Source organism: Mycolicibacterium aubagnense (assembly GCF_010730955.1).
Taxonomy (GTDB): domain Bacteria; phylum Actinomycetota; class Actinomycetes; order Mycobacteriales; family Mycobacteriaceae; genus Mycobacterium; species Mycobacterium aubagnense.
This window is the reverse complement of the sequence record NZ_AP022577.1, coordinates 3609714-3628865: the sequence shown is the minus strand read 5'-3', so window position 1 is coordinate 3628865 and position 19152 is coordinate 3609714. Positions and strand designations below refer to the sequence as shown.

Sequence of the window (19152 nt, the reverse complement as noted above, 5' to 3'; positions counted from 1 at the left end):
TGGGTTGTGGGTAGGGCGGTTCGCGGTGCACCGACTGGTGGCTTGGTGCGCGTGCGCGCGGCACTGACCGCAACCCTGCGCCGGTGGCGAGGCCACCTGGGTGGGATCGCGGTTCGTTCAGCGCTGGTAGCCGCGGTGGTGGTCCTGACCGGACTGCTGATCGTGGGGTCTGCCGCCACCATGTTGCTCTATCGAATGATGTGCGCCGATATCGACAACGCCGCGGTGGCGCGCGCCCAAGCGGTGGCCGAGGAACTGCGCAAGGAATCCCCTGACGACGTGGAGTCGATGCTGATGGACACCGATCAGCGGATCGTGGCCGTCCAGATCCTCGACGCCACCGGCAAGGTGGTGCACCGCTCCGACGGAGGCCCCCACACGGCGTTGATCCCTTTGCCGGACAAGGGTTCTCGGGTAGGTGTCCTGGCGACCAACGATGACGACATCCGGGTCAGCACTACCACCGCCACCTCCCGGAAGGGCCAGGAGTACACCGTGCTGGTGGGCGGGGGCGTCGAGCCGATCGAGGTGATGATGTCCACGATCGCACAGATGCTGGCGATCACCGCCCCGATCGTGGCCCTGGTCGCCGCAGTCGTCACCTACCTGCTTGTTCGTCGGTCGTTGCGGTCGGTGGAGGCGATCCGGTCGCGGGTCTCGGAGATCAGTGCCTCCGACCTTGGTGAGCGCGTCCCGATCGGCAGCAGATCGGATGAGATTTCGGCGCTCGCGGTAACCATGAACGACATGCTGGCTCGCATCGAGGCCGGCCATGCGGCCCAACGCCGGTTCGTCGGGGACGCGTCCCACGAATTGCGCAGCCCGTTGGCAACGGTGGTGTCCGCCTTGGAGATTGGCGCCACCCACCCCGACGTCTTGGACAGAACGCTACTCACCACCGCGCTGCTGCCAGAAGCACGCCGAATGCAGACGTTGGTGGACAACCTGCTGCTGCTGGCACGCGCCGACGAGCACGGACTGCCGTTGCGACGCACTGAGGTCGATCTCGATGATCTGGCCAGCGCAGAGGTCGACCGGCTCAAACGAGAAACCGCGTTGCACATCACTTCGACGCTGTCGCCGGTCAAGGCCGGCGTCGATCCCGATGGTCTCGTGCGGGTGCTGCGCAACCTCACCGACAACGCCGCCCGTCACGCCACCAGCGAGGTGCGCATCGTCGTCCGGGCTGAGGGCCACAGCGCTTACCTACAGGTGATCGACGATGGGCCAGGTATACCGGCGGCAGCACGCGAGAAGGTTTTCGAACGGTTCGTCCGGTTGGATTCCGACCGCTCCCGCCGCGGCGGCGGCACGGGCCTGGGATTGGCGATCGTCGCCGAAATCGTGGCTGCGCACGATGGCACGGTCAGTATCGGTGAGGGCCAAGCCGGTGTGGGAACTGTGGTGACGGTTCAGTTGCCGCTATCGAACTCGCCGGATTCCAGCCGGTAACCGGCCCCGCGCAGAGTCGTGATCATGTCCGCACCGATCTTGCGGCGCAGATAACCGACATACACTTCGACCACGTTGTCGGGACCGTCGTAATGGCTGTCCCACACGTTGCGCAGGATGTCGGTTTTGGCGAGGACCGTGTCCTTGTGGCGCAACAGGTATGCCAGCAAAGCGAATTCTCGAGGCGTGAGCGTCACCGGCTGACCGGCCCGGTGCACGACACGTCGACCAGGATCCAGGGAAAGGTCGCCGGCAGTGAGCACGACGGGGCGCTGTGGGGCGCCCCGTCGGATCAGGGCGCGTAAGCGGGCGGTCAGCACGATGAACGAGAACGGCTTGGTCAGATAGTCGTCGGCACCCAGGTCGAAGGCGTCGGTCTGGTCGTAGTCGCCGTCTTTCGCGGTCAGCATCAACACCGGCGTCCACGTGTGCGCGGCCCGCATCTTGCGCAGCACCTCATAGCCATTGAGACCCGGCAGCATGATGTCGAGCACGATCACGTCGAACTGCTCGTGGGACGCCTGCCAGAGCCCTTCGACGCCGTCGCCGGCGGTAACCACGACGAACCCTTCGGCGCGTAGCCCAGCGGCGATCGTTTCGGCCAGGCTCGGCTCGTCTTCGACCAGCAGCACTCTCACCTGTCCAGCCTGGCACAACCCGTAGTGGGGGCCATCAGTTGACCGGCGGCGCCACGTCGACAATCTCAGCCGGACTGTGGTGTTCACTGATCGACACGGCCGGTAGGTTTTGTGCTCGCTCCTGGGCCTCGGTGGCCAACATCGCAGCTGCCGCCAGCATGAACGCGCCGATGACCAGGGTTATCGCTTCTCGCCGGTCCGTCATGTCCATCAACACCTTTCATCAGGATTCGCAGCCGATCTGGGACGAGCGGCCGTCGGGTATGCCATCAGGCTGGCAGTAGGTCGCTGTGAGGACGCTGAACTTCGAAAGCGGCGACGCTTCCAGCGCCGCGGCGTGCCGAACGCGGCGGGCGTCGACGAGGTCGTGAGGGTGCGTAGCGGGGAGTCTGCGATCGCTTTGATCAACCGTCGCAGCAGGGGTCGCACCAACCGGTAGCCGACAAGGCTGATGGCAGCACCCACGGCCAGGCCCGCTACCACGTCCTGGGGATAGTGGGCGGCGACATATACGCGGGTGAAGGCCATAACTAGGGTGGCAACAGCGGTGATGATGCCCAGGCGCCGATTGACAAGCCACACTCCCGCGGTCACCGCCCCGGCCATCATGGCGTGGTCGCTGGGGAACCCGCCATCGGTATTGCAATGCAGAACCACAATGTGGGGCAACGCATTACACGGGCGACTGGCGTCGATGGTATCCGCGATCGGCTGATTGATCGCCACAGCGGCCAACACACCGATCGGTGCCCATACCGCCGCCGCCATTGCGGCATCGTCATTGGCTCTGCGCGCTATCCACCAGCCCGCCAGCAGAAACATCGCAAACAATACGACACCGTCGTTGGCATAGGTGGAGACGACGGTATGCAGCCACGGTGTATCGCGGGCAAAATCATTGACGTAGTAGAAGATTCGGGTGTCGAGGTCCATCGTGGCCTTGTCTGAGTTTTGATTCGCGTCAGCCTGATGCGCATGTACGGCTGCCGACTGACTGCCAGAGACTGTTTGACGCTCAGCGCAAGCTGGCCAATAACGTTGTCAGGGACTGTTTTTCGGTATCGACGTTCGGTTTGGCCGACCGGATGGACGTGAGCACCGCGTCGATCTGGTGGTCGAGGGTCGACCAGGCATCGCGGTCGGTCCCTTGCAGCCGGTCCTGAGCTTGATCCCACGATGTCTCCAGGTCCGTGATCCGCGTTCGGGCACCGGACTGGTCACCTGCGTTTACCTTTGCCAGGGTGTCTTGGGTGATGCGACGAAAGCCGGCGATGTCTGCGGCCGGGAACGCACTGACTCGGCCGGGAGCCAGCGGTGCGGCAGCCGCGGCCGGAGCAGGCTCTTCCTCGCTGCCGCCGGCGGCGGAGCCGTGTGGTTGCATCGAGGCCCATTGCAGAAGCGCTCCGGCGGCGAGGATGACGACGGCGTAGTAGCCGACTGTCGCGACAGGCCCAACTCGCCGTGCCGGGCGGAGTTGCGGTTGCTGTTCTGTACTCTCGATGACATCGATGCGGGTGATGCTGAGGTAGATCACCGCAATGGTGATCGCGGCCAGGAAGATCACACTGGTCATGCCGTAACCCAGGCCGATCCCGTGATCGGCCTGCCGTGCGGCGAACCAGTCTCCGAGATTGGCACCGAGCGGGCGAGTCAGGATGTAGGCGAGCCAGAACGAGAGCACGGGGTTCACCCCGAGACGCCAGCCAATGATCACCGCACCGATGACGGTGACCGGGAGCAGCACCGAAATGCCTGGGCCCCAACCGGTCAGCGCCAAGGTCCAGTCGCCGGCCGCGGTCCCCAGAGCGAAGGTAACCAGTACGGCCAGCCAGTAGAACAATTCACGGGGTCGGGTAGTGATGCTGTGGATCGACAGCGTCCGCTCCCTCGAGAACCACACCCAGAACACCACAGCCAGGGTGGCCGCGAAGACACCCGTGCTCAGTCCCAACGGCACAGCGAAGGTGTCGGTCAGGATGTCGGTGTACAGCGTGCCGGCAACGCTCAACACCACGACGGCCAGCCAGTACACCACTGGGACGTAACGCGGTAGCCGCAGCTGCAGGCTCAGCACCACGGCGAGCACGACGGTAAAGATCACCGCAGTCAGCTCCAGGCCGACGCCTAGACCGACGTTGACCCAATCAGCAAAACTCTCACCGACGGTCGTGCACAGGACCTTGATCAGCCAGAACCAGACGGTGACTTCGGGGACTTTGCTTGCGGTCACTCGCCACGAACGGGTCGGTGGACGGCTAATACGGGCCATGCCCGCCGAACCTAGACACCATCAGCTGAAGCGACGCTGAGAACACCGGCAGGCCAGGTCATGCGACGGCGTCTTCAGCGTCTCCTCAGCTGAGCGGGGGCACCGTGCTGACATGACCGATACACCTGAGAACACCGAAAACCCGGCAGCACATCCGGCCGGCGACGTTCAAGCCGACCACTCGCCCAATCTGTCCGCGCAGCCCGCGGCTACCGGAGCGCGATCGGCATGGGGCGCGCTGACACGGACCACCCGGATCTGGACCATCGCACTAGGCGCGGGCGCGGCGGCCCTGGTCGCGACAGCCGGTTTCGGTCTGGGGGTCTTCGCGAGTATCGAGCACGGCGACCACGAACGCGGCGACAGCCCGGAAGCCTCAGAGTATGTCCAAGACCGTCGGGACGGACCATACGAACAACGCCGACGCGAATACGATCCCCACGAGAACGACGCGAACGACGCGAAGAACGCTGATCGCGACCAGGGCAGCCAGACCGGTCAACCCGCAGGACCGGGTATCGGTGGTGGCAGCAGTGTTGGCAGCGGTGTTGAGCCGAAGCCCACTCCGGTGCCACCGCGCTAACTGACGCCGGGGGTTACTCCTGCGGCGGACTGACAGGTGGTGCAGGCTCAGCCGATCCGCTGCGCTTGTGACGGGCGCCGGTCCACTTCACGAATACGTAGAGCGCCCCACCTAGAACCGCGAGTGGCAGCAGCCACGGCAGCAGGAAACCGAACGCCAGGACGAGGTGAGAACCGAAGGCCCACAACGCATCCCAGCCTCGCTCGACCTGACCGAGGAATCCGTGATAGCGCTCCGGGGCGGGTCCGCCGGTGCGCTCGGCGGTGATCTGCACGTCGACGGAGCTGTAGGTGATCTGGTCGCGGAGGGTGTCGCGCTGGGCCTGCAGGCTTTGCAGCTCGGCCTGCCGCGATGACAGCGCGTCCTCGGCCTTGATCAGCGCGTCGGGATCCTTGGCGTCACGCATGATCGCGAGCAGTCGGTCCACCGAGGTCTTCAGCGCGGTGATCCGGGCATCGAGGTCGACGCGCCGCGTGGTGACGTCGTCCGTCTTCACCTCGAGGGTCTGGACGGTGCCGAGGCCCTTGAGCGAGGCCAGCGCGGCGTCCAGCCCGTTGGCCGGAACCCTCAGCATCAGGTGGACGCTCGCCCGGCCGGAGGTGGACCCGGCGTCGTCGGAACGTTCGTCGACGCGCCCACCCGCTTTGTCGACGATCGCGGTGGCCTTGTCCGCGGCAGCCGCCGGGTCAGCGGCGACGAGAATCAGCGACGCGGTCTTGACAACGTCGCGCGCCGGTTCGACAGGTGGTGGTGGCGCTTCGGGGGCATTGCCGTTGAAGTCGGCCCCGCCCTTCAGCGGTGCCGCCGGAGCGGATCCGGCGTGCCGCGTCGAGTCGCCGCCGCTACAACCGGCTACCAACCACACCGAGGCGATCAACAGAGCGAGAACTACGACCGGCCGGAACCGCGTGCACGCCATACCCTCCGAGCGTACCGAGCAATTCACAGGTTTTCCGTGGCGAACGTGCAGCCAGACTGCCCTGCCGCTGCGCCACGAGTTCGACGCGCTTTGCCGAACCTGACCACAACGCGGTTTTCCACGCGAATTTTCGCCGTCAGGTCAGGCTCGCGCCGACCGTCGTACGTAGCGGTGCCGAACGCAACTGCACGGCGCTACGAGGCCGGTTTCTCCGCCACCTGGTTGCGTTCGACGCCGCCCGCGAAAGTGCAGCCGGATCGCGTCCGACTCCCGCTCCGAAATGGCCGAACCCCCCAATCTCGTTGGAAATTGGGGGGTTCGAAAATGACCGGAAAGAACTGCTACTACTGCTACTACTACTTCGGTGGCATCCGGATGCCGCCGTCGACGCGGACGACCTCCGCGTTCATGTACGAGTTGGTGATCAGCTCGATGACCATGGAGGCCAGCTCCTCGGGCTTGCCCAGGCGGTGCGGGAACAGCACCGACTCGCCGAGCTTGGCCTTGAAGGCCTCCGAGGCTTCGCCCTCGCCGTAGATCGGGGTGTCGATCAGGCCGGGGGCCACGGTGTTCACGCGGATGCCGACTGCCGACAGGTCGCGCGCGACCGGCAGGGTCAGGCCCACGACACCACCCTTGGACGACGAGTACGCCGCCTGGCCGATCTGGCCGTCGAATGCCGCGACGCTGGTCATGTTGACGATGGCGCCACGCTCACCGGCCTCGGTGAAGTCGTTCTTGCTCATCTGGGTGGCGGCGATGCGGATGCAGTCGAAGGTGCCCACCAGGTTGATGTCGAGGACCTTCTTGTACAGGTCCAGGTTGTGCGCCGACTCGAACTCGCCGTCCTTGCCGATGGTGCGCTGGGCCCAGCCGACACCGGCCGAGTTCACCAGGGCGCGCAGCGGGCCGAGGTCAGCGGCGGTCTTGACCGCGTCGATGATCTGCTCGGTGTTGGTGACGTCGACGGTGACGAACACGCCGCCGATCTCCTTGGCGAGCGCCTCGCCCTTCTCGGCCTGGAGGTCGGCAATGACGACCCGGGCACCCTTGGCGGCCAACTGACGGGCAACAGCCGCACCGATTCCTGACGCGCCGCCGGTGACGACCGCGCTAGCTCCATTGATATCCACGCCGACAGCGTATGCGAGGCCATCCATCCCGCGGGACGGACCTCAGAATGCTCGGGCTGCGTGCTTGCCGCTGCCCGATTCCGGAGCCTGGCCGACGGCCTGGACGTGACCTACTGGTCGCAGATCGTTACGTGGGTGTGGAAGTGCCAGCTGTCGATGTTGACCACGTCACCGGGATTGCCGGGCACCGACCCGCTGGAGTCGAGCTCCGGGATGTAGATCTGGTTGATGGTCGCACCGAACCCGAGGCCGGTGTTGTCCTTGATCCCGCCGTCCTGGTGGATGGTCCAATTCACCATGCCGTCGGAATAGGTGTAGGTCCGGACGATATCGAGCTTCTTGCCGATGCCGGTGTTCGGATTTCGCGTGACCACCATCGGGCTGCCGTCCAACGGCACACAGGACCCCTCCGCGTGCGCCTGCGGAGCCGGCGACCACGCCAGCGCGGCGACCAGCGCGCCTGCCATGGCAGCAGCGACGACTGCATGTTTCACGTGAATCCTCCCCGCAAACCCGACGGTCCTACTGTAGCCGCGAATTCGGTTCGACTCACAGGGTCCGTTCAGGCCAATCGCTCGAGCACCGTGGCGATCCACCGCCGCACCGCCTCCGCCTGTGTCCGACTCATGCCGTCGAACACCGCCGAGCGGACCAACTCGGCATGCCCGGGCGCGGCGGCCTCGAGCGCGTCCCGCCCGCCCGCGGTGAGGGCGACGACGGCCGCGCGCCGGTCGTCGGCTGCCCCGGACCGCTCGATGAGACCACGAGCCCGCATGCGCGCCAATTGGTGCGACACCCGGCTCTGCTCCCACCCCAGGTGCGCGCCGAGCTCACCCATCCGGCACTCGGGCAGCTCGCTGAGCGCCACCAGCACGTCGTAGTCCGCCAGCGACAGTCCGTGGTCGCGTTGCAGCTGCCGATTCAGCGCCGCTTGCAGACCGCCACTCATCGCCAGATAGGCCCGCCAAAGGTCCTGTTGGTCGTCAGTCAGCCACACGAAATATATGACACATCATTTATGTTGTGCCGTCCAGTAGCGACACCTAAGCTCACCGACAACGACAGGGGTAGAAATGACGAGAAACCCGACTGCCGGCATTGATATCCGCCGCGCCGCCGACCGCGACGCGACCCGCATCTCGTGGCTGGATTCCAAGCATTCGTTCTCATTCGGCGGTCACTACGACCCCGCCAACACCCACCACGGCCTGCTGCTGGTGAACAACGATGACCGCGTCGCGCCGGGCTCGGGCTTCGAGACCCATCCGCACCGCGACATGGAGATCGTCACCTGGGTACTGCGCGGGTCACTCGTGCACCAGGACTCGACCGGCAACTCGGGCGTCATCTACCCCGGGCTGGCCCAGCGAATGTCGGCCGGGCGCGGCATCCTGCACTCGGAGAAGAACGACTCGTGGCGCCTGACGGGAGCCGAATCCCACAGTGAGCCGGTGCATTTTGTGCAGATGTGGGTGGTCCCGGACGAGTCCGGGAAGACCCCGGGCTACCAGCAGCTGGAGATCGACGACGAGCTGCTGCGCGGCAAGCTGGTGACCATCGCGTCGGGCATGCCCGGCCATGCCAACGACACCGCCATCACCATCGGCCAGCGCAACGCCGCGCTGCACGGCGCCCGGCTGGAACCGGGCGACAGCATCGAACTGCCGTCAGCCAAGTACCTGCACCTGTTCGTGGCACGCGGCGAGGTTGCTCTCGAAGGCGCCGGGCCGCTTCAGGAAGGCGACGCCGTCCGGCTCACCGCTTCTGGCGGCCAGCGCGTCACCGCCACCACGCCGGCCGAAATCCTGGTGTGGGAAATGCACACCGATCTGCTCGGCTCATAACCCCACGCCGGCGGCCCCGTCCCGACCCCGGTCGGCGGCGGGGCCAATTGCGCTGTCCACCAGGGTAATTCATCCGTCATAGTCCCGTGATGCCGGCGTGACCAAAGTTGACAGAGTGTTTGCTGTGGCTACGCTGAAGGTCGTTGTTTCGAACCGGGGAAAGGGCCACAATGTCGTTTCTCGGGCCGGATACCCGACTCGACACCTTCCGTCGCGCGCGGAGAATCCTCAGGCGCACAACACTTCTGGCCCTGTGCGCCGGCCTCGTCGGCGCCATTGGCGTACCGGCGGCCCATGCCGCCGACGGCCGCTCGCTCCTGATCAACGCCATCACCAACTACCGCGGCAGCTTCCTGGTCTACAACTTCGGCGGCGACCACCCCGCGCCCCTGCTCAACGCCGCGGGCAACTGGTATGAGTCCGGTAACGGCGGGCACCTCACCGTCATCAAAGCGGCGTCCCAGCGCATGAACCCGCGCCTCCTCGTGGACTCCCACCGCGGCATCCAGTCCCGCTGCGAACATGATCCCCGCGCCCGCACCGCCGAAGGACTGTGGCAAGCCTCGGAGGTCTTCACCCCACTGGAAGCCTGGCAGGCTCTGGGCCGGCCCACCATCGCGGTGAACGCCAACTTCTTCGACATCCGGGGCCAGCAGGGCGGGTCGTGGACGTCCACGGGATGCAGCTCGCCGCTGGGCGCCTACGTCGACAACACCCGCGGTCAGGGCCGCGCCAACGCCGCGGTCACCGGCACCATCCCCTACGCGGGCAAGCAGGGCCTGTCCGGCGGCAACGAGGTGTGGACCGCGCTGAGCACCATGATCATTCCGTCCGACGGCGCGCCGTACATGATAACGCCAGGCAGCACAAGCGATTTCCACGCCGCGACCGCCGCGGTCAACAACCTGGTGAACCAGGGCGCCCGGTTCGTCGCGGTCAGCGGCATCGGCCTCCTGACACCCGGCGACACCGGCCAGCTGAACGACGGCGGCCCCAGCGCCGCCCGCACCGCGCTGGCCTACGTACGCAGCCGCGACGAGATGTACATCTTCCAGGGCGGCAGCTACACCCCCGACCAGATCCAGGATCTGTTCCGGGGCCTCGGCAGCGACACGGCCATCCTTCTGGACGGCGGCGGCTCCTCCGCCATCGTGCTGCGCCGCGACACCGGCGGCCGCTGGGCCGGCTCCGGCACGCCACGCGGTTCCTGCGACACCCCCGCAGTGCTGTGCGACTCCCGAGAGCGCGCACTACCCGGCTGGCTCGGCTTCGCTTGAGGCAGCAGGCGTCAGGCCACTTCTCCACCGGTGCCACAGGCACCGGAATCAGCCTCGGCGCCAGCACTTTTCGGCTGCTTCACAGCCTTGGCGCCATGGCACTGGGACGCCGCGTCTCGGCGCGCGACCTGGCCCGGGTCGTCGCCCATACCCACCTGCTCACCCGGCGGCTGCTCGGTAGCGGTCGTGGCGCCCGCAGCTTCCGCACCTGCGTACGGATCGGACTTCGTCTCGGATTTCGAATCGGGCTCGCGCTCTTCTGCCTTGCCGTCGGCCTCGGCGTAAGCCTTGGTCTCTGCGTGTGGCTCCTGGGGCGCCTGCTCGTCGGTCTGGTCGTCCTCGCGGGGCGCCTGATCGGCTGGGCTGACCCGCCGCGACCGAGGGACCGGACCGGCGCGCGAGCACCATCTCGACCAGTGCGCACGCTCGCGCGTTAGCCACAAAGACGCCCGACGCACATTCGCGTCGGGCGTCCCTGGTGCCGTCAGCCGGCGTGTGCGCCCGAGCCACCGCCGGTGCCGGCGGTCGACTTCGCGGCGCCATCCTTCTTCTGCTGCTTGGTCTTCGGGCTGTCCGTCTTCGTCGACGCGTCGCCTCCCGTGGCCTTGTCCGACTTGTCCTTGGTGGACGTGTCGGTCTTCGCCGGCTTGTCCGTCTTCTTGTCGGTCTTGTCCGTACCCGCGGTGGTCGCGCCGGTGGAGTCGGCCGCCGCGTGCTTCGGCTTCTTGCCACTGTCCGGCGTGGACGGCGTGCCATCCGCAGCGGCGTGCTTGCCCGAGGAACCGTCGGTGCCCGCCTTCGGGTCGGCCTTGGGATCCGTCTTGGTGCCCTCGGCCTTCGGGTCCGTGTTGGTGCCCTCTGCCTTGGGATCGGCCTTCGGGTCGGTCTTGGGATCTTCGGCGGTCGTCGTCTCGGTGCCGGTCTTGTCCTCGGCGGTCTTGCCCTTCTCGCCGGTCGACTGATCGGTGGCCTGCTTGCCGTCCTTCTTCGAACCGGTAAGGCCGGTGAGGCCGGCCGACAACGGCTGCAGCTTCGGCGTGGTCGACGGAATATCCGTGACGGCCGCCGCGCTGACGACGCCCTGCTTGGCCGCCAACGAGTTGACTGTCGCACCCTGCGTGAGACCGCCCAGCGTGCCCAGCACGCCGTTGAGCAAGTTCTGCACCGTGCCGGCCAAGCCGCCCAGCGGGTTGAAGTTGCCGAGCTTGCCGCCGGTGAGCAGCTTGATGAGCGCCTCGATCGCGTTGTCCGGCGCCGCCGTCGGGTTGGCGCTGAAGAACTCCTTCTTGAAGCCCGTCACCAGCGAGTTGATGATGTCGCCCGGCACTTGCTGCCAGTTGACGTTCGGGAACGAGAAGAACGGCGTCGGGGTGGCTGGGTCGTTCAAGGTACGGCTATAGGTGCCGTCCGGGTTGCGCACCACATCGGTGTAGCCCAGGTTCACCAGGCTGGTCATGGCCGGCGCGAGCGCGTTGGCCAGCTTGTAGATGGGGCTGCCCAGCGTGCCGAAGCTGATCATGTTCAGCACGTCACCGGTCAGGTACATCGGTTCCATGAACGGCAGCGTGTTGGTCGGGACGGTCAGATAGATGTTGACGGCCAACGGATTTCCGGTCAGCAGGCCGCCGGTGAGGGCGCCCAGCTGGGTGGTCAGCTGGTTGGTCAGCGTGGCGGTCGAGATGCCGCGCAGCAGATAGGTCGGCAAGGTGCCGGCGACCAGGTTGTTGGCCAGGCTGAACGGGTTGGGCCAGGCGGCCAGGTCCGAGAACGGCTGGTATTCGAGGGTCGCGTCGACCTTGACCGGCAGCAGGTTCGCGCCGCCGATGGCCAATCCGGTGTTCAGCAGCGGAATTCCGCCGCTGTGCGCGGCGGCCACATCCGGCGTGATCAGGTTGATGCCCAGCAGGTCACCGAGCGGGTAGAAGCGCGCCAGCAGGCCGCCGTTGGCGCGGCCCAGGTTGTTCAGCAGGATCATCGGCAGGACGGTCAGGCTGCCGAGGACCGGGCTGACGCCCGTATGCGTGGCACCGCCCGGCTGGTTCGACAGGTCCGCCAGCACCTTCGAATACGCCTGGCCCATGGAGAACGCACCGAGTCCGAAGCCGACACTGAGCGGTACGCGCACGTCGATCAGGTCCAGCTTGTCCAGGCCGATGGCGCCGCCCACGGTGTCAATCGCAACCTGCAGGGCAGTGACCAACGGTCCCAGTACCGGAAGTTGACCGGCCCGGCTCAACACCGTGTTCAGCAGGCCCATGGCACCCACGTCAAGGTACTGCGTGTTGTTGATCGCGTTGGCAACGGCGTTCTCGGTGCCCGGCGTCCAGCCCAGGTCCAGCCCGGCGATCTTCAGCAAGCTGAACACCGGCCCGGCAGTGACAATCTTGACGCCCGGGATGTTCAGACCGCTCAGGTCCAGGATGTTGTCCAGCTTGATGCCCAGCACGTCCAACAGGCCGCTGAGAGTGACGTTGCCCTGGGGGTCCATGATGCCCAGGGCACTCAGCAGCGGGACCACCGCGCCCGTGAGCAGCGGCCCCAGGGCCGCGTTCAGCAGCGGCGTCAGCTTGATGGGCAGCGCGTCGAGGATTTGGCTGAGCAGATTCTTCGGCAGCTGGTTGATGAGATTGGTGAGGTTCAGCCCGCTGAGACCGCCGACGCCGCTGAGCGCCTGGACGATCGCCGGCGCCAATGCGTCGATGCCGTTCTGCACCTGGTTGTACACAGCATTGCCCAAGCCGCCGGTGATGTCGGGCCACACCCCCGGCTTCGGGAACGGCGTGGTGAACGCCGAGAGGTTGACGGCCGAGTGCGACGACGGCACCACCACCGGTCGCGGAGCCGGCGCGTTCGGCACCGACGCCGTTACGGTCATCGCGGTAGCTGTTACGGCAGCCGCCCCCAGCAATGCCGCCCGCTTTGCTTGAACCCGCCCAGCGAGTTGCGTAACAGCCATCAGCCCCGTCCCCTCAGCCACCACCACTGGTTGTCAACCGGACGGTAACATTAATGGATCACAGCTCCAACACCTACCCTGACCTGCCGCTTTACCAGATCTGGCAAAAAGGTGAACGAGGTTCACACCAGCCGGTGAACGCCGCGCAGTCAGCAAATTTTCGCGTGGTGAAGATTGTTTGCTGGCACATCAGCGAACACGACGCGACCACGCCCGCGGGCCCGACGAATATTGACGCCGATGGCGAGTGTGATTCGCGACCACCGCAGGTCCGAACGTGATTCAAGCCATAGTCGGTGCAGCCCACCGGATACCAGCCGCCTTCGTCACCAAGACGAAGGCAGCCGGTTCACAGTGTGCTGACAGGCAGCACGCATCAATTCAGGCAAACGCGCATAACGGAGCTTCTCGGCTACAGCTGAGGCGTGAGATCCAATTTGGTCAGCGCACTCATCTGACTGACCTTCCAATCGGCTCCCCCGCGCTTCAAAGTCAGCCGGTAGGAGAGGTACCGCAGTGAGGGGATGCCCTTGGTCAGCGGGCTGGTCGCCACCGAGTTGGTGTAGACGATGGCGGTGGCCTCGTCTGCACTGATACTTTCCACCGCCGCGCCCATCACCTTGGTCTGATTGGTGACCTGCGCCTGCTTGTTGCTCGCGACGATCGAGTCGACGAACTTGCGATACTCCTCGGCGAAGCCGCCGGTCAGGTACTGCTGCGCCCGGTCCGCCAGCTTGTCCATGTCGTTCGGCGAGTACGACCACAGTGTGGTCACCGCCGCGGCAGCGGTCTTGGCGACCTCGAACTTGTTGTGCACCAAGGCACGATCCGCCAGATACGGCTGCGCCGCGGCACCTGCGAACGCCGTGGCGCCGACGAACAACGCCGCCGCCGCCACACCCGCCGCCAGCAGCTTGCGCCCAGCGGGACGGTGCGGCACCAGCACCACGGGCGGCGCCTCGGATTCTCCAGCAGCTACCTCGTCGGCGGCTTCGGCGTCCGAATCTTCCTGTGTCGCAGCATCTTCTGGCTTCTCGTCAGCGTCGGCTGGCGTCGCGGCACCCTCGGCGGCGGCCTGATGCCGGGGCAGCCGGTGCCGGCGGCGGGCAGCCTTGCCCTGCGGTGCGTCGGCCGTCCCCTGCGGAGCATCGGCCACAGACTCCCCGGGGGTCACATCACCGGATTCATGCGGCTGATCTTCCACTGCTGCCCTTCCTGCGTAGCCGTTACCACCCACCGCGACCCGCTTTCCACGGTCGCGTTGCCGTCCGGCGTCGTCGTCGTCAGCTTCATCGCGATCAGCACGTCAGCGCTGCCGTCGTCATTCCACCGCGCGACACCTGCAGCCTCGACGGTCCCCTCCGCCGGCTGCGCACGCGCCACCTGGAGCAGGATTTGGTCCTTCTTGTCCTTGAACTGCTTGGCGAACTCGCCGGTGGCCTGACCCGTCATGCGGTCGACGTAGTCGTTGGCGTGGAACGGGTCGACCGCGGTGAAGCCCTTCATGAACTCCTCCACGTAACCCAGCACCGACGCCGACTTGGCCTGGCTCGTCACGTCCTTCTCGTGCTGGACCAGCAGGTAGGTGCTGGCCGCAATCGCCGCGATCACCAAAACGGTTGCCACGCAGGCAATGACAGTCAGCACCACCCGGCGAGGCGGAGCCGCCACGGCCTTGAAGTAATCACCGGCGACGAAGCGCTCGGCAGCGTCGATTTTGCGGCGCGGGCTCATCAGCGTCCTCCCCGCGGGCTCTTGAGCACCGTCAGATTCGACAACTGCCACTTGCCGTCACGCGACTTCACGAAGTCGACCCGCACGGTCGCGGTGATGAACCGCAGCGAGTTGGTGTCGACGCCGCGCTGCCCCTGCAGAGCGAGCAGCATCGTCGCCTTGTCGGTGTCGGCGGTCAGCACCGCGCTGCTCACCGCGTAGTACTGGTTGGTCGTCGGCTTCTTGCTGCTTATCTGCTGCTGCTTGATCAGCTGGTCCCGGTAACCGTCGGTGACCAACGCCTGGGCGGTCTTGAAGTCGTTCTGAAAGGTGTCGACGCCGTAGCTCAGGACATGCTCGACGATCTTGGGGCCCTGCTCCGAAATCTGGTGTCGCGCTTCGTCGACCGCGCGGTCATGCCGGAACTGCACGCCGTAGCTCAGGCCCACTGCCGCCACACAGATCAGAGCCGCGGCCGTGAGCACCTGGCCCGCCCGGCGACCGGGGTCCCGCTCCGGAGCCGGTACGACGCGAACTTCCGTGTGCAGCAACAGATCTGCGAAGGTGCGATGACGCGGATCCCACAGCGGCCACAACCAGCCGAGCAGCACCGCGACGGTGTCGAGCAGGTGCGCGAGGTCACGCAGGATCAGCCGACCCATACCGGCCGGAACACCGGCGGGTACCCGCTCCACCCGGATCGAGAACAGCGAACGGCCCAGGCTCCAGCCCGTGATCGACGGCAGCAGCCAGCGGTTCACCAGGATCGCCGCCGCCGCCAGCGTCGCCAGCCCGGCGTACACCCACAGCGTCCAGTCGGCCCGGGCGGCGTAGCCCAGCAAGGCCATGACAGCGATGACCGCCACGCCCAGGACCACGTCGAGTGCGAAGGCGCCGGCCCGCGCCGGCCACGAGGCCAACACCGGTGCCGCCTGGACCGCCGTCTCGGCACGCCCAGACTCGTCGCTCACTGACTCGGCGTTCGTCGTCTCCTGGCCAACCGTCACGAGGTGACCTGGTCGAGCTTGGCCACCTTGTACTTCCCGTCCACCGGTGCCATCTGCGCCCGCATCCGGTAACCGACTTCCTTGTCCTGCTCGGCGCTGTTGCTGATCTTCACGCGCAGCGCGACCAGCACATCGATGGACCCGTCGTCGTTGTGCTTCTCGACGGCGGCCCGCATCTGCGAGATCTGCACCTGCACGTTGGCAGCCTTGTACGCGTCGAGCGTGATCCCGCTCATGAACGAGGCCTGCGTCGCATACGCGCCGGTGGCGCACTCGATGATCTTCGTCTGGGCAGCGATCATGGCCGACGTATCAGGCGCCTGGGTGGCCGTCACACAGTCCTTGGCGGCCGCGATGGCAGCCGTCTCGTTCGCCGCGAGTGCCTGGCTCTCGCGATGCGACGTGAGCGCGAACCAACCGCCCACGCCAACCGCGGCGGCCAGGATCACCAGCACTGCACACACCGTCAGGGCAATTCCCCGCCCGATCCGGGCGGGGCGCCGCGCACCCTCTGATTCGCCGGTTACGCCCGGCTCCTCGATCGACTCCTCGGCAGACGGCTCTGTCGTCACCACGTCCTGCGACGTGACGTCCTGCTCATCGGTGGGGTTCAGCTGGCTGGTGCCAGCATCTCCTTCCATCCGTCGTCTCCTGGGTTGCTCGAGTTGTTGACCGAATACTTCACACCGTTCGGTCCGACCACTTGACCGCTCTGCGGGTTGTAGGTGGCCGCTGGTCCTGCTGCCGGAGTGTAGATGCACGGGTTGGGTTGCTGTCCACTGCAGGCGACGGTGCCCTGGCCAGGCGCACTGATCGGGTCACTGGACGGCGCCGACGCCCGCTCCGGGGGCGGCAGCATGTTGGCCGGCAGCGGGTTCATCCCGTTGTTGATCGACGGTGCCGGAATCACCTTGCCCGGATCGACCGGCTGATCACAGCGGGCCGCGGGGGCCGGGCAGTTCACGATCTGATCCGGGGTGCCGTACCACGGGTTGGTACCCAGCGGCTCGTACGGCTTGTTGTCGCGGCACTCCATGGGGCTCGCCGCGCGCTTCGCCGGGTTGTCCACACAGGGCAGATTTCGCGAACCACGGACCGTGTTCTGGGCGTCCTTCGGAATCTTGCAGTACAGGCCCGACGCCAGCGGCGCGGTGGACGTGTCCGCCGGCGACCGCCACTGCGACGCCGGCAGGAAGCCGGTGAGGCACGGCGGCGGCTGGTTGATGCCCAGCGCCAGGTTGATCGGGAGCTCCTTCTCGTAGACCGCGGTCAGCGAGTCGACGATCGGACCGGCCATGGGCAGCACCACGAGCACCTGCTCGAGGCCCTTGTTGTAGCGCTTCAGCATGTCCAGGACGATCTCGACGTTGGCCAGCGACTGCGGCAGCGCATCACGGACCTCACCGAACACCGCGTTGAGCTGATCAGCCGTCGGGGCGCCCTGCTGGATGGCGCCGCGCAGCGCCGCGTCCTGCTGAGCCGACTGCGCGGCCAGGACATTCAGGTTCCGGGCCCACCGCGAGATGGCGTCACCGGACTGGACCTGGCTGTCGAGGATCGGCGCCGAGTTCTGGATGATGTCGTCCACCGAACCGAGGTTGTCCTTGAAGTCCCCCGCCAGCGCCTGGGTGCCGTCGACGAGGTGCTGCAGTGACGGGCCGAGGCCGCCGACCGCTTCCGAGGTGTAGTCGAGCAGTGCCCCGATCTTCTCCTTGGGCAGCGCCTCCAGACCCTGCTCGGCGGCGTCGAGCGCCGGGCCGACTTCCTTGGGCACCGTGCCCTTGGAGATGGTCTGGCCTTCTTTGAAGAACTGGCTGGGGTTGTCCGGCGACACCAGGTCGATGAACTGCTCGCCGACCGCCGACACCGAATGGACGTTGGCCACCGTGTCGACCGGGATCTTGTACTTGTCGTCGATGTCCATCTTCACGCGGGCGCCGGTCTCCGTCGGCTCCACCGCCAGCACCTTGCCGATGGTGATGCCGTGGTAGGTGACGTTGGCCGTCTTGTACAGACCGGCCGAGTTCGGCAGGTCGGCGTACAGCCGGTACATGCCCACCCCGAGGTAGGTCGGCAACTGCAGGTAGACCAGGGACAGGCCGACGAGCGCGGCCACCGTGAGGATGCTGAAGATCACCAACTGCATCTTCAGAAAACGGGTCAGCATCTCCTCACTCCCCCCTTTCCACTCGCGGCCCGCCCGGCGCGGTGGCCGGGTTCGGGGTGAATCGGACATCCGGGACCATCGTCGCCGGATCGCGGCCCCACGACTGCTCCAGCGCGCGGGCCAGGCCCGACACCCCGGTTCCGGTCAGGATGCCGTTGTCGATGGCGCTGAGCGTCAGGTCGAGGTGCAGCGAGATGTTCATGTAGTCGCCGCGGATGACCTTCGGGATGTTGTCGATCGGGAACGGCAGCGTGAACAGCAGCTTCATGGCCGGCACCAGGTTCGGTGACGTCTTCGCGATCTGCTTGAGCGCCCGCTGCAGCGTCGCCAGGTCGGTGTGGAGGTTGGCGTTGCTGTTCGACAGCGTCGTGTCAGCGGCCTTCGACAACCGGCCCAGCGCCAGGACCGCGTTGCTGAACAGGTCCTGGGTCTTGTTGAAGTGCTCGATCAGCGGCGGCGTCTCGGTGAGCACCCGATCCAGGGTGTCGTTGCGGTCCGCCACGACCTTCAGCAACGTGTCACTGGACCGGATGGCCCGCGTGATGTCGTCACGCTGCTGGTTGAGCTCGTCGGTAAAGGTGTCCAACCGGTGCAGGAACTCTTTGATCTGATCGGCGCGCCCGTTGAGGATGTTGTAGACCTCGGACTGGATCTTCTCGATGTTCGGCACACCGCCGCCGGTCAGGATGCCGGAGATACCCGCCAGCGTCGTCTCGATGGTCGGGAACGGCTTCGAGTTCTCGAGGGTGATGGTGTCCCCGTTGCGCAGCGGCTGCGCGTCGGGATGGGCCGGCTGGTCCAGCTCGACGTGCTGCGAGCCCAACAGGCTCGTCTGACCGACCCTGGCAAACACGTTGCGGGGCAGGTGAATACCCGGGTTCAGATCCACCGTCAGAGTGGGAACCCAGTTCTTCAGGGCAATCGCACGCACCCGGCCGACGAACACGTCGGCCACCCGGACCCGGCTGTTGGCGTTGAGGCCCAACGTGTCCGACATCTGGACATAGACCGTCCAGTGGCCGTCCACCGTGCCCGGGCCACCGGGCAGCGGCACGTTGGCGATGCCGCGCCAACCGCAGGAGCTGAGGATCAACGTGGCGGCAGCCAACACGCCGACCCGGCGGGCGCCACGCGCCCACCCGCGGCGGTGCCGCGAATACGCCGAGGGTGACTTCGGCCCCATGGACCCGGTCA

At 66.4% G+C, this 19152-nt stretch carries 21 protein-coding genes; 5 read left to right on the top strand and 16 right to left on the bottom strand.

Annotated features, from left to right (window positions below; all coding sequences use genetic code 11):
* The first annotated feature begins 42 nt into the window (after nt 1-42).
* Nucleotides 43-1452, top strand: coding sequence for a sensor histidine kinase (locus tag G6N59_RS17610; protein ID WP_407665711.1), 1410 nt, complete (start codon nt 43-45; stop codon nt 1450-1452).
* Here the strand turns inward: G6N59_RS17610 and G6N59_RS17605 are convergent.
* The 4 genes from G6N59_RS17605 to G6N59_RS17595 form a co-directional block, all read right to left on the bottom strand.
* Entirely contained in the window at nt 1413-2090 is a 678-nt protein-coding gene (locus G6N59_RS17605; RefSeq protein WP_138228094.1) for a response regulator transcription factor, read from the bottom strand. The two genes, G6N59_RS17610 and G6N59_RS17605, sit on opposite strands and share 40 nt — an antisense overlap.
* 34 nt (nt 2091-2124) lie before the next feature.
* Entirely contained in the window at nt 2125-2295 is a 171-nt protein-coding gene (locus G6N59_RS30585) for a hypothetical protein (RefSeq protein ID WP_170212329.1), read from the bottom strand.
* Nucleotides 2296-2300: 5 nt separating this feature from the next.
* A complete protein-coding gene (locus G6N59_RS17600) occupies nt 2301-3023 on the bottom strand; it encodes a phosphatase PAP2 family protein (protein ID WP_138228093.1) in 723 nt (240 codons plus the stop codon).
* A gap of 82 nt (nt 3024-3105) precedes the next feature.
* A complete protein-coding gene (locus tag G6N59_RS17595) occupies nt 3106-4320 on the bottom strand; it encodes a COG4705 family protein (protein WP_407665710.1) in 1215 nt (404 codons plus the stop codon).
* Between the two features lie 151 nt (nt 4321-4471).
* On the opposite strand from G6N59_RS17595, the gene G6N59_RS17590 reads away from it, so the two are divergent.
* On the top strand, nt 4472-4942 hold the full coding sequence (locus G6N59_RS17590) for a hypothetical protein (protein ID WP_138228091.1): 471 nt from the start codon (nt 4472-4474) through the stop codon (nt 4940-4942).
* A gap of 13 nt (nt 4943-4955) precedes the next feature.
* Here G6N59_RS17590 and G6N59_RS17585 read toward each other — a convergent pair whose 3' ends face one another.
* The 4 genes from G6N59_RS17585 to G6N59_RS17570 all read right to left on the bottom strand — a co-directional run bounded on the left by G6N59_RS17585 (nt 4956) and on the right by G6N59_RS17570 (nt 8000).
* Nucleotides 4956-5861 carry a DUF4349 domain-containing protein gene (locus G6N59_RS17585; protein ID WP_138228090.1) on the bottom strand — a complete coding sequence of 302 codons (906 nt, stop codon included), beginning with the start codon at nt 5859-5861 and terminating at the stop codon, nt 4956-4958.
* A 356-nt stretch (nt 5862-6217) separates the two neighbouring features.
* The gene (locus G6N59_RS17580; protein ID WP_138228089.1) at nt 6218-7021 is read right to left on the bottom strand and encodes an SDR family NAD(P)-dependent oxidoreductase; all 804 of its coding nucleotides are present in this window, start codon (nt 7019-7021) and stop codon (nt 6218-6220) included.
* A gap of 83 nt (nt 7022-7104) precedes the next feature.
* Nucleotides 7105-7488, bottom strand: a complete 384-nt coding sequence (locus G6N59_RS17575; RefSeq protein ID WP_138228088.1) for a hypothetical protein — start codon at nt 7486-7488, stop codon at nt 7105-7107.
* 68 nt (nt 7489-7556) lie between these two features.
* Nucleotides 7557-8000 carry a MarR family winged helix-turn-helix transcriptional regulator gene (locus G6N59_RS17570; protein WP_138228087.1) on the bottom strand — a complete coding sequence of 148 codons (444 nt, stop codon included), beginning with the start codon at nt 7998-8000 and terminating at the stop codon, nt 7557-7559.
* A 67-nt stretch (nt 8001-8067) separates the two neighbouring features.
* Between G6N59_RS17570 and G6N59_RS17565 the strand changes: the two genes are divergently transcribed.
* A complete protein-coding gene (locus G6N59_RS17565) occupies nt 8068-8838 on the top strand; it encodes a pirin family protein (RefSeq protein WP_138228086.1) in 771 nt (256 codons plus the stop codon).
* Between the two features lie 170 nt (nt 8839-9008).
* On the top strand, nt 9009-10115 hold the full coding sequence (locus G6N59_RS17560) for a phosphodiester glycosidase family protein (protein ID WP_179970213.1): 1107 nt from the start codon (nt 9009-9011) through the stop codon (nt 10113-10115).
* 11 nt (nt 10116-10126) lie between these two features.
* On the opposite strand, the gene G6N59_RS17555 is transcribed toward G6N59_RS17560, so the two are convergent.
* On the bottom strand, nt 10127-10558 hold the full coding sequence (locus tag G6N59_RS17555; protein ID WP_138228085.1) for a hypothetical protein: 432 nt from the start codon (nt 10556-10558) through the stop codon (nt 10127-10129).
* 41 nt (nt 10559-10599) lie between these two features.
* Complete coding sequence (locus G6N59_RS17550; RefSeq protein WP_138228084.1) at nt 10600-12990, bottom strand: hypothetical protein; 2391 nt, start codon at nt 12988-12990, stop codon at nt 10600-10602.
* A 134-nt stretch (nt 12991-13124) separates the two neighbouring features.
* Between G6N59_RS17550 and G6N59_RS17545 the strand changes: the two genes are divergently transcribed.
* A complete protein-coding gene (locus G6N59_RS17545; RefSeq protein WP_138228083.1) occupies nt 13125-13352 on the top strand; it encodes a hypothetical protein in 228 nt (75 codons plus the stop codon).
* A 131-nt stretch (nt 13353-13483) separates the two neighbouring features.
* Here G6N59_RS17545 and G6N59_RS17540 read toward each other — a convergent pair whose 3' ends face one another.
* From G6N59_RS17540 to G6N59_RS17515, 6 genes are read right to left on the bottom strand one after another with little or no spacing between them, the layout of a single operon-like run.
* Entirely contained in the window at nt 13484-14275 is a 792-nt protein-coding gene (locus G6N59_RS17540) for a mammalian cell entry protein (protein ID WP_234884013.1), read from the bottom strand.
* Nucleotides 14242-14805: an Rv1363c family protein gene (locus tag G6N59_RS17535; RefSeq protein WP_138228082.1), complete on the bottom strand. Its 564-nt coding sequence runs from the start codon at nt 14803-14805 to the stop codon at nt 14242-14244. Before G6N59_RS17535 ends, G6N59_RS17540 begins: the two co-directional genes overlap by 34 nt.
* On the bottom strand, nt 14805-15791 hold the full coding sequence (locus G6N59_RS17530; RefSeq protein ID WP_138228081.1) for an RDD family protein: 987 nt from the start codon (nt 15789-15791) through the stop codon (nt 14805-14807). The genes G6N59_RS17535 and G6N59_RS17530 overlap by 1 nt, the downstream gene beginning before the upstream one ends.
* Nucleotides 15788-16432, bottom strand: a complete 645-nt coding sequence (locus G6N59_RS17525) for a hypothetical protein (protein WP_138228080.1) — start codon at nt 16430-16432, stop codon at nt 15788-15790. The genes G6N59_RS17530 and G6N59_RS17525 overlap by 4 nt, the downstream gene beginning before the upstream one ends.
* Nucleotides 16402-17958, bottom strand: a complete 1557-nt coding sequence (locus G6N59_RS17520; RefSeq protein WP_138228079.1) for an MCE family protein — start codon at nt 17956-17958, stop codon at nt 16402-16404. Before G6N59_RS17520 ends, G6N59_RS17525 begins: the two co-directional genes overlap by 31 nt.
* A gap of 4 nt (nt 17959-17962) precedes the next feature.
* Entirely contained in the window at nt 17963-19141 is a 1179-nt protein-coding gene (locus tag G6N59_RS17515) for a virulence factor Mce family protein (protein WP_138228143.1), read from the bottom strand.
* Nucleotides 19142-19152: the final 11 nt, after the last annotated feature.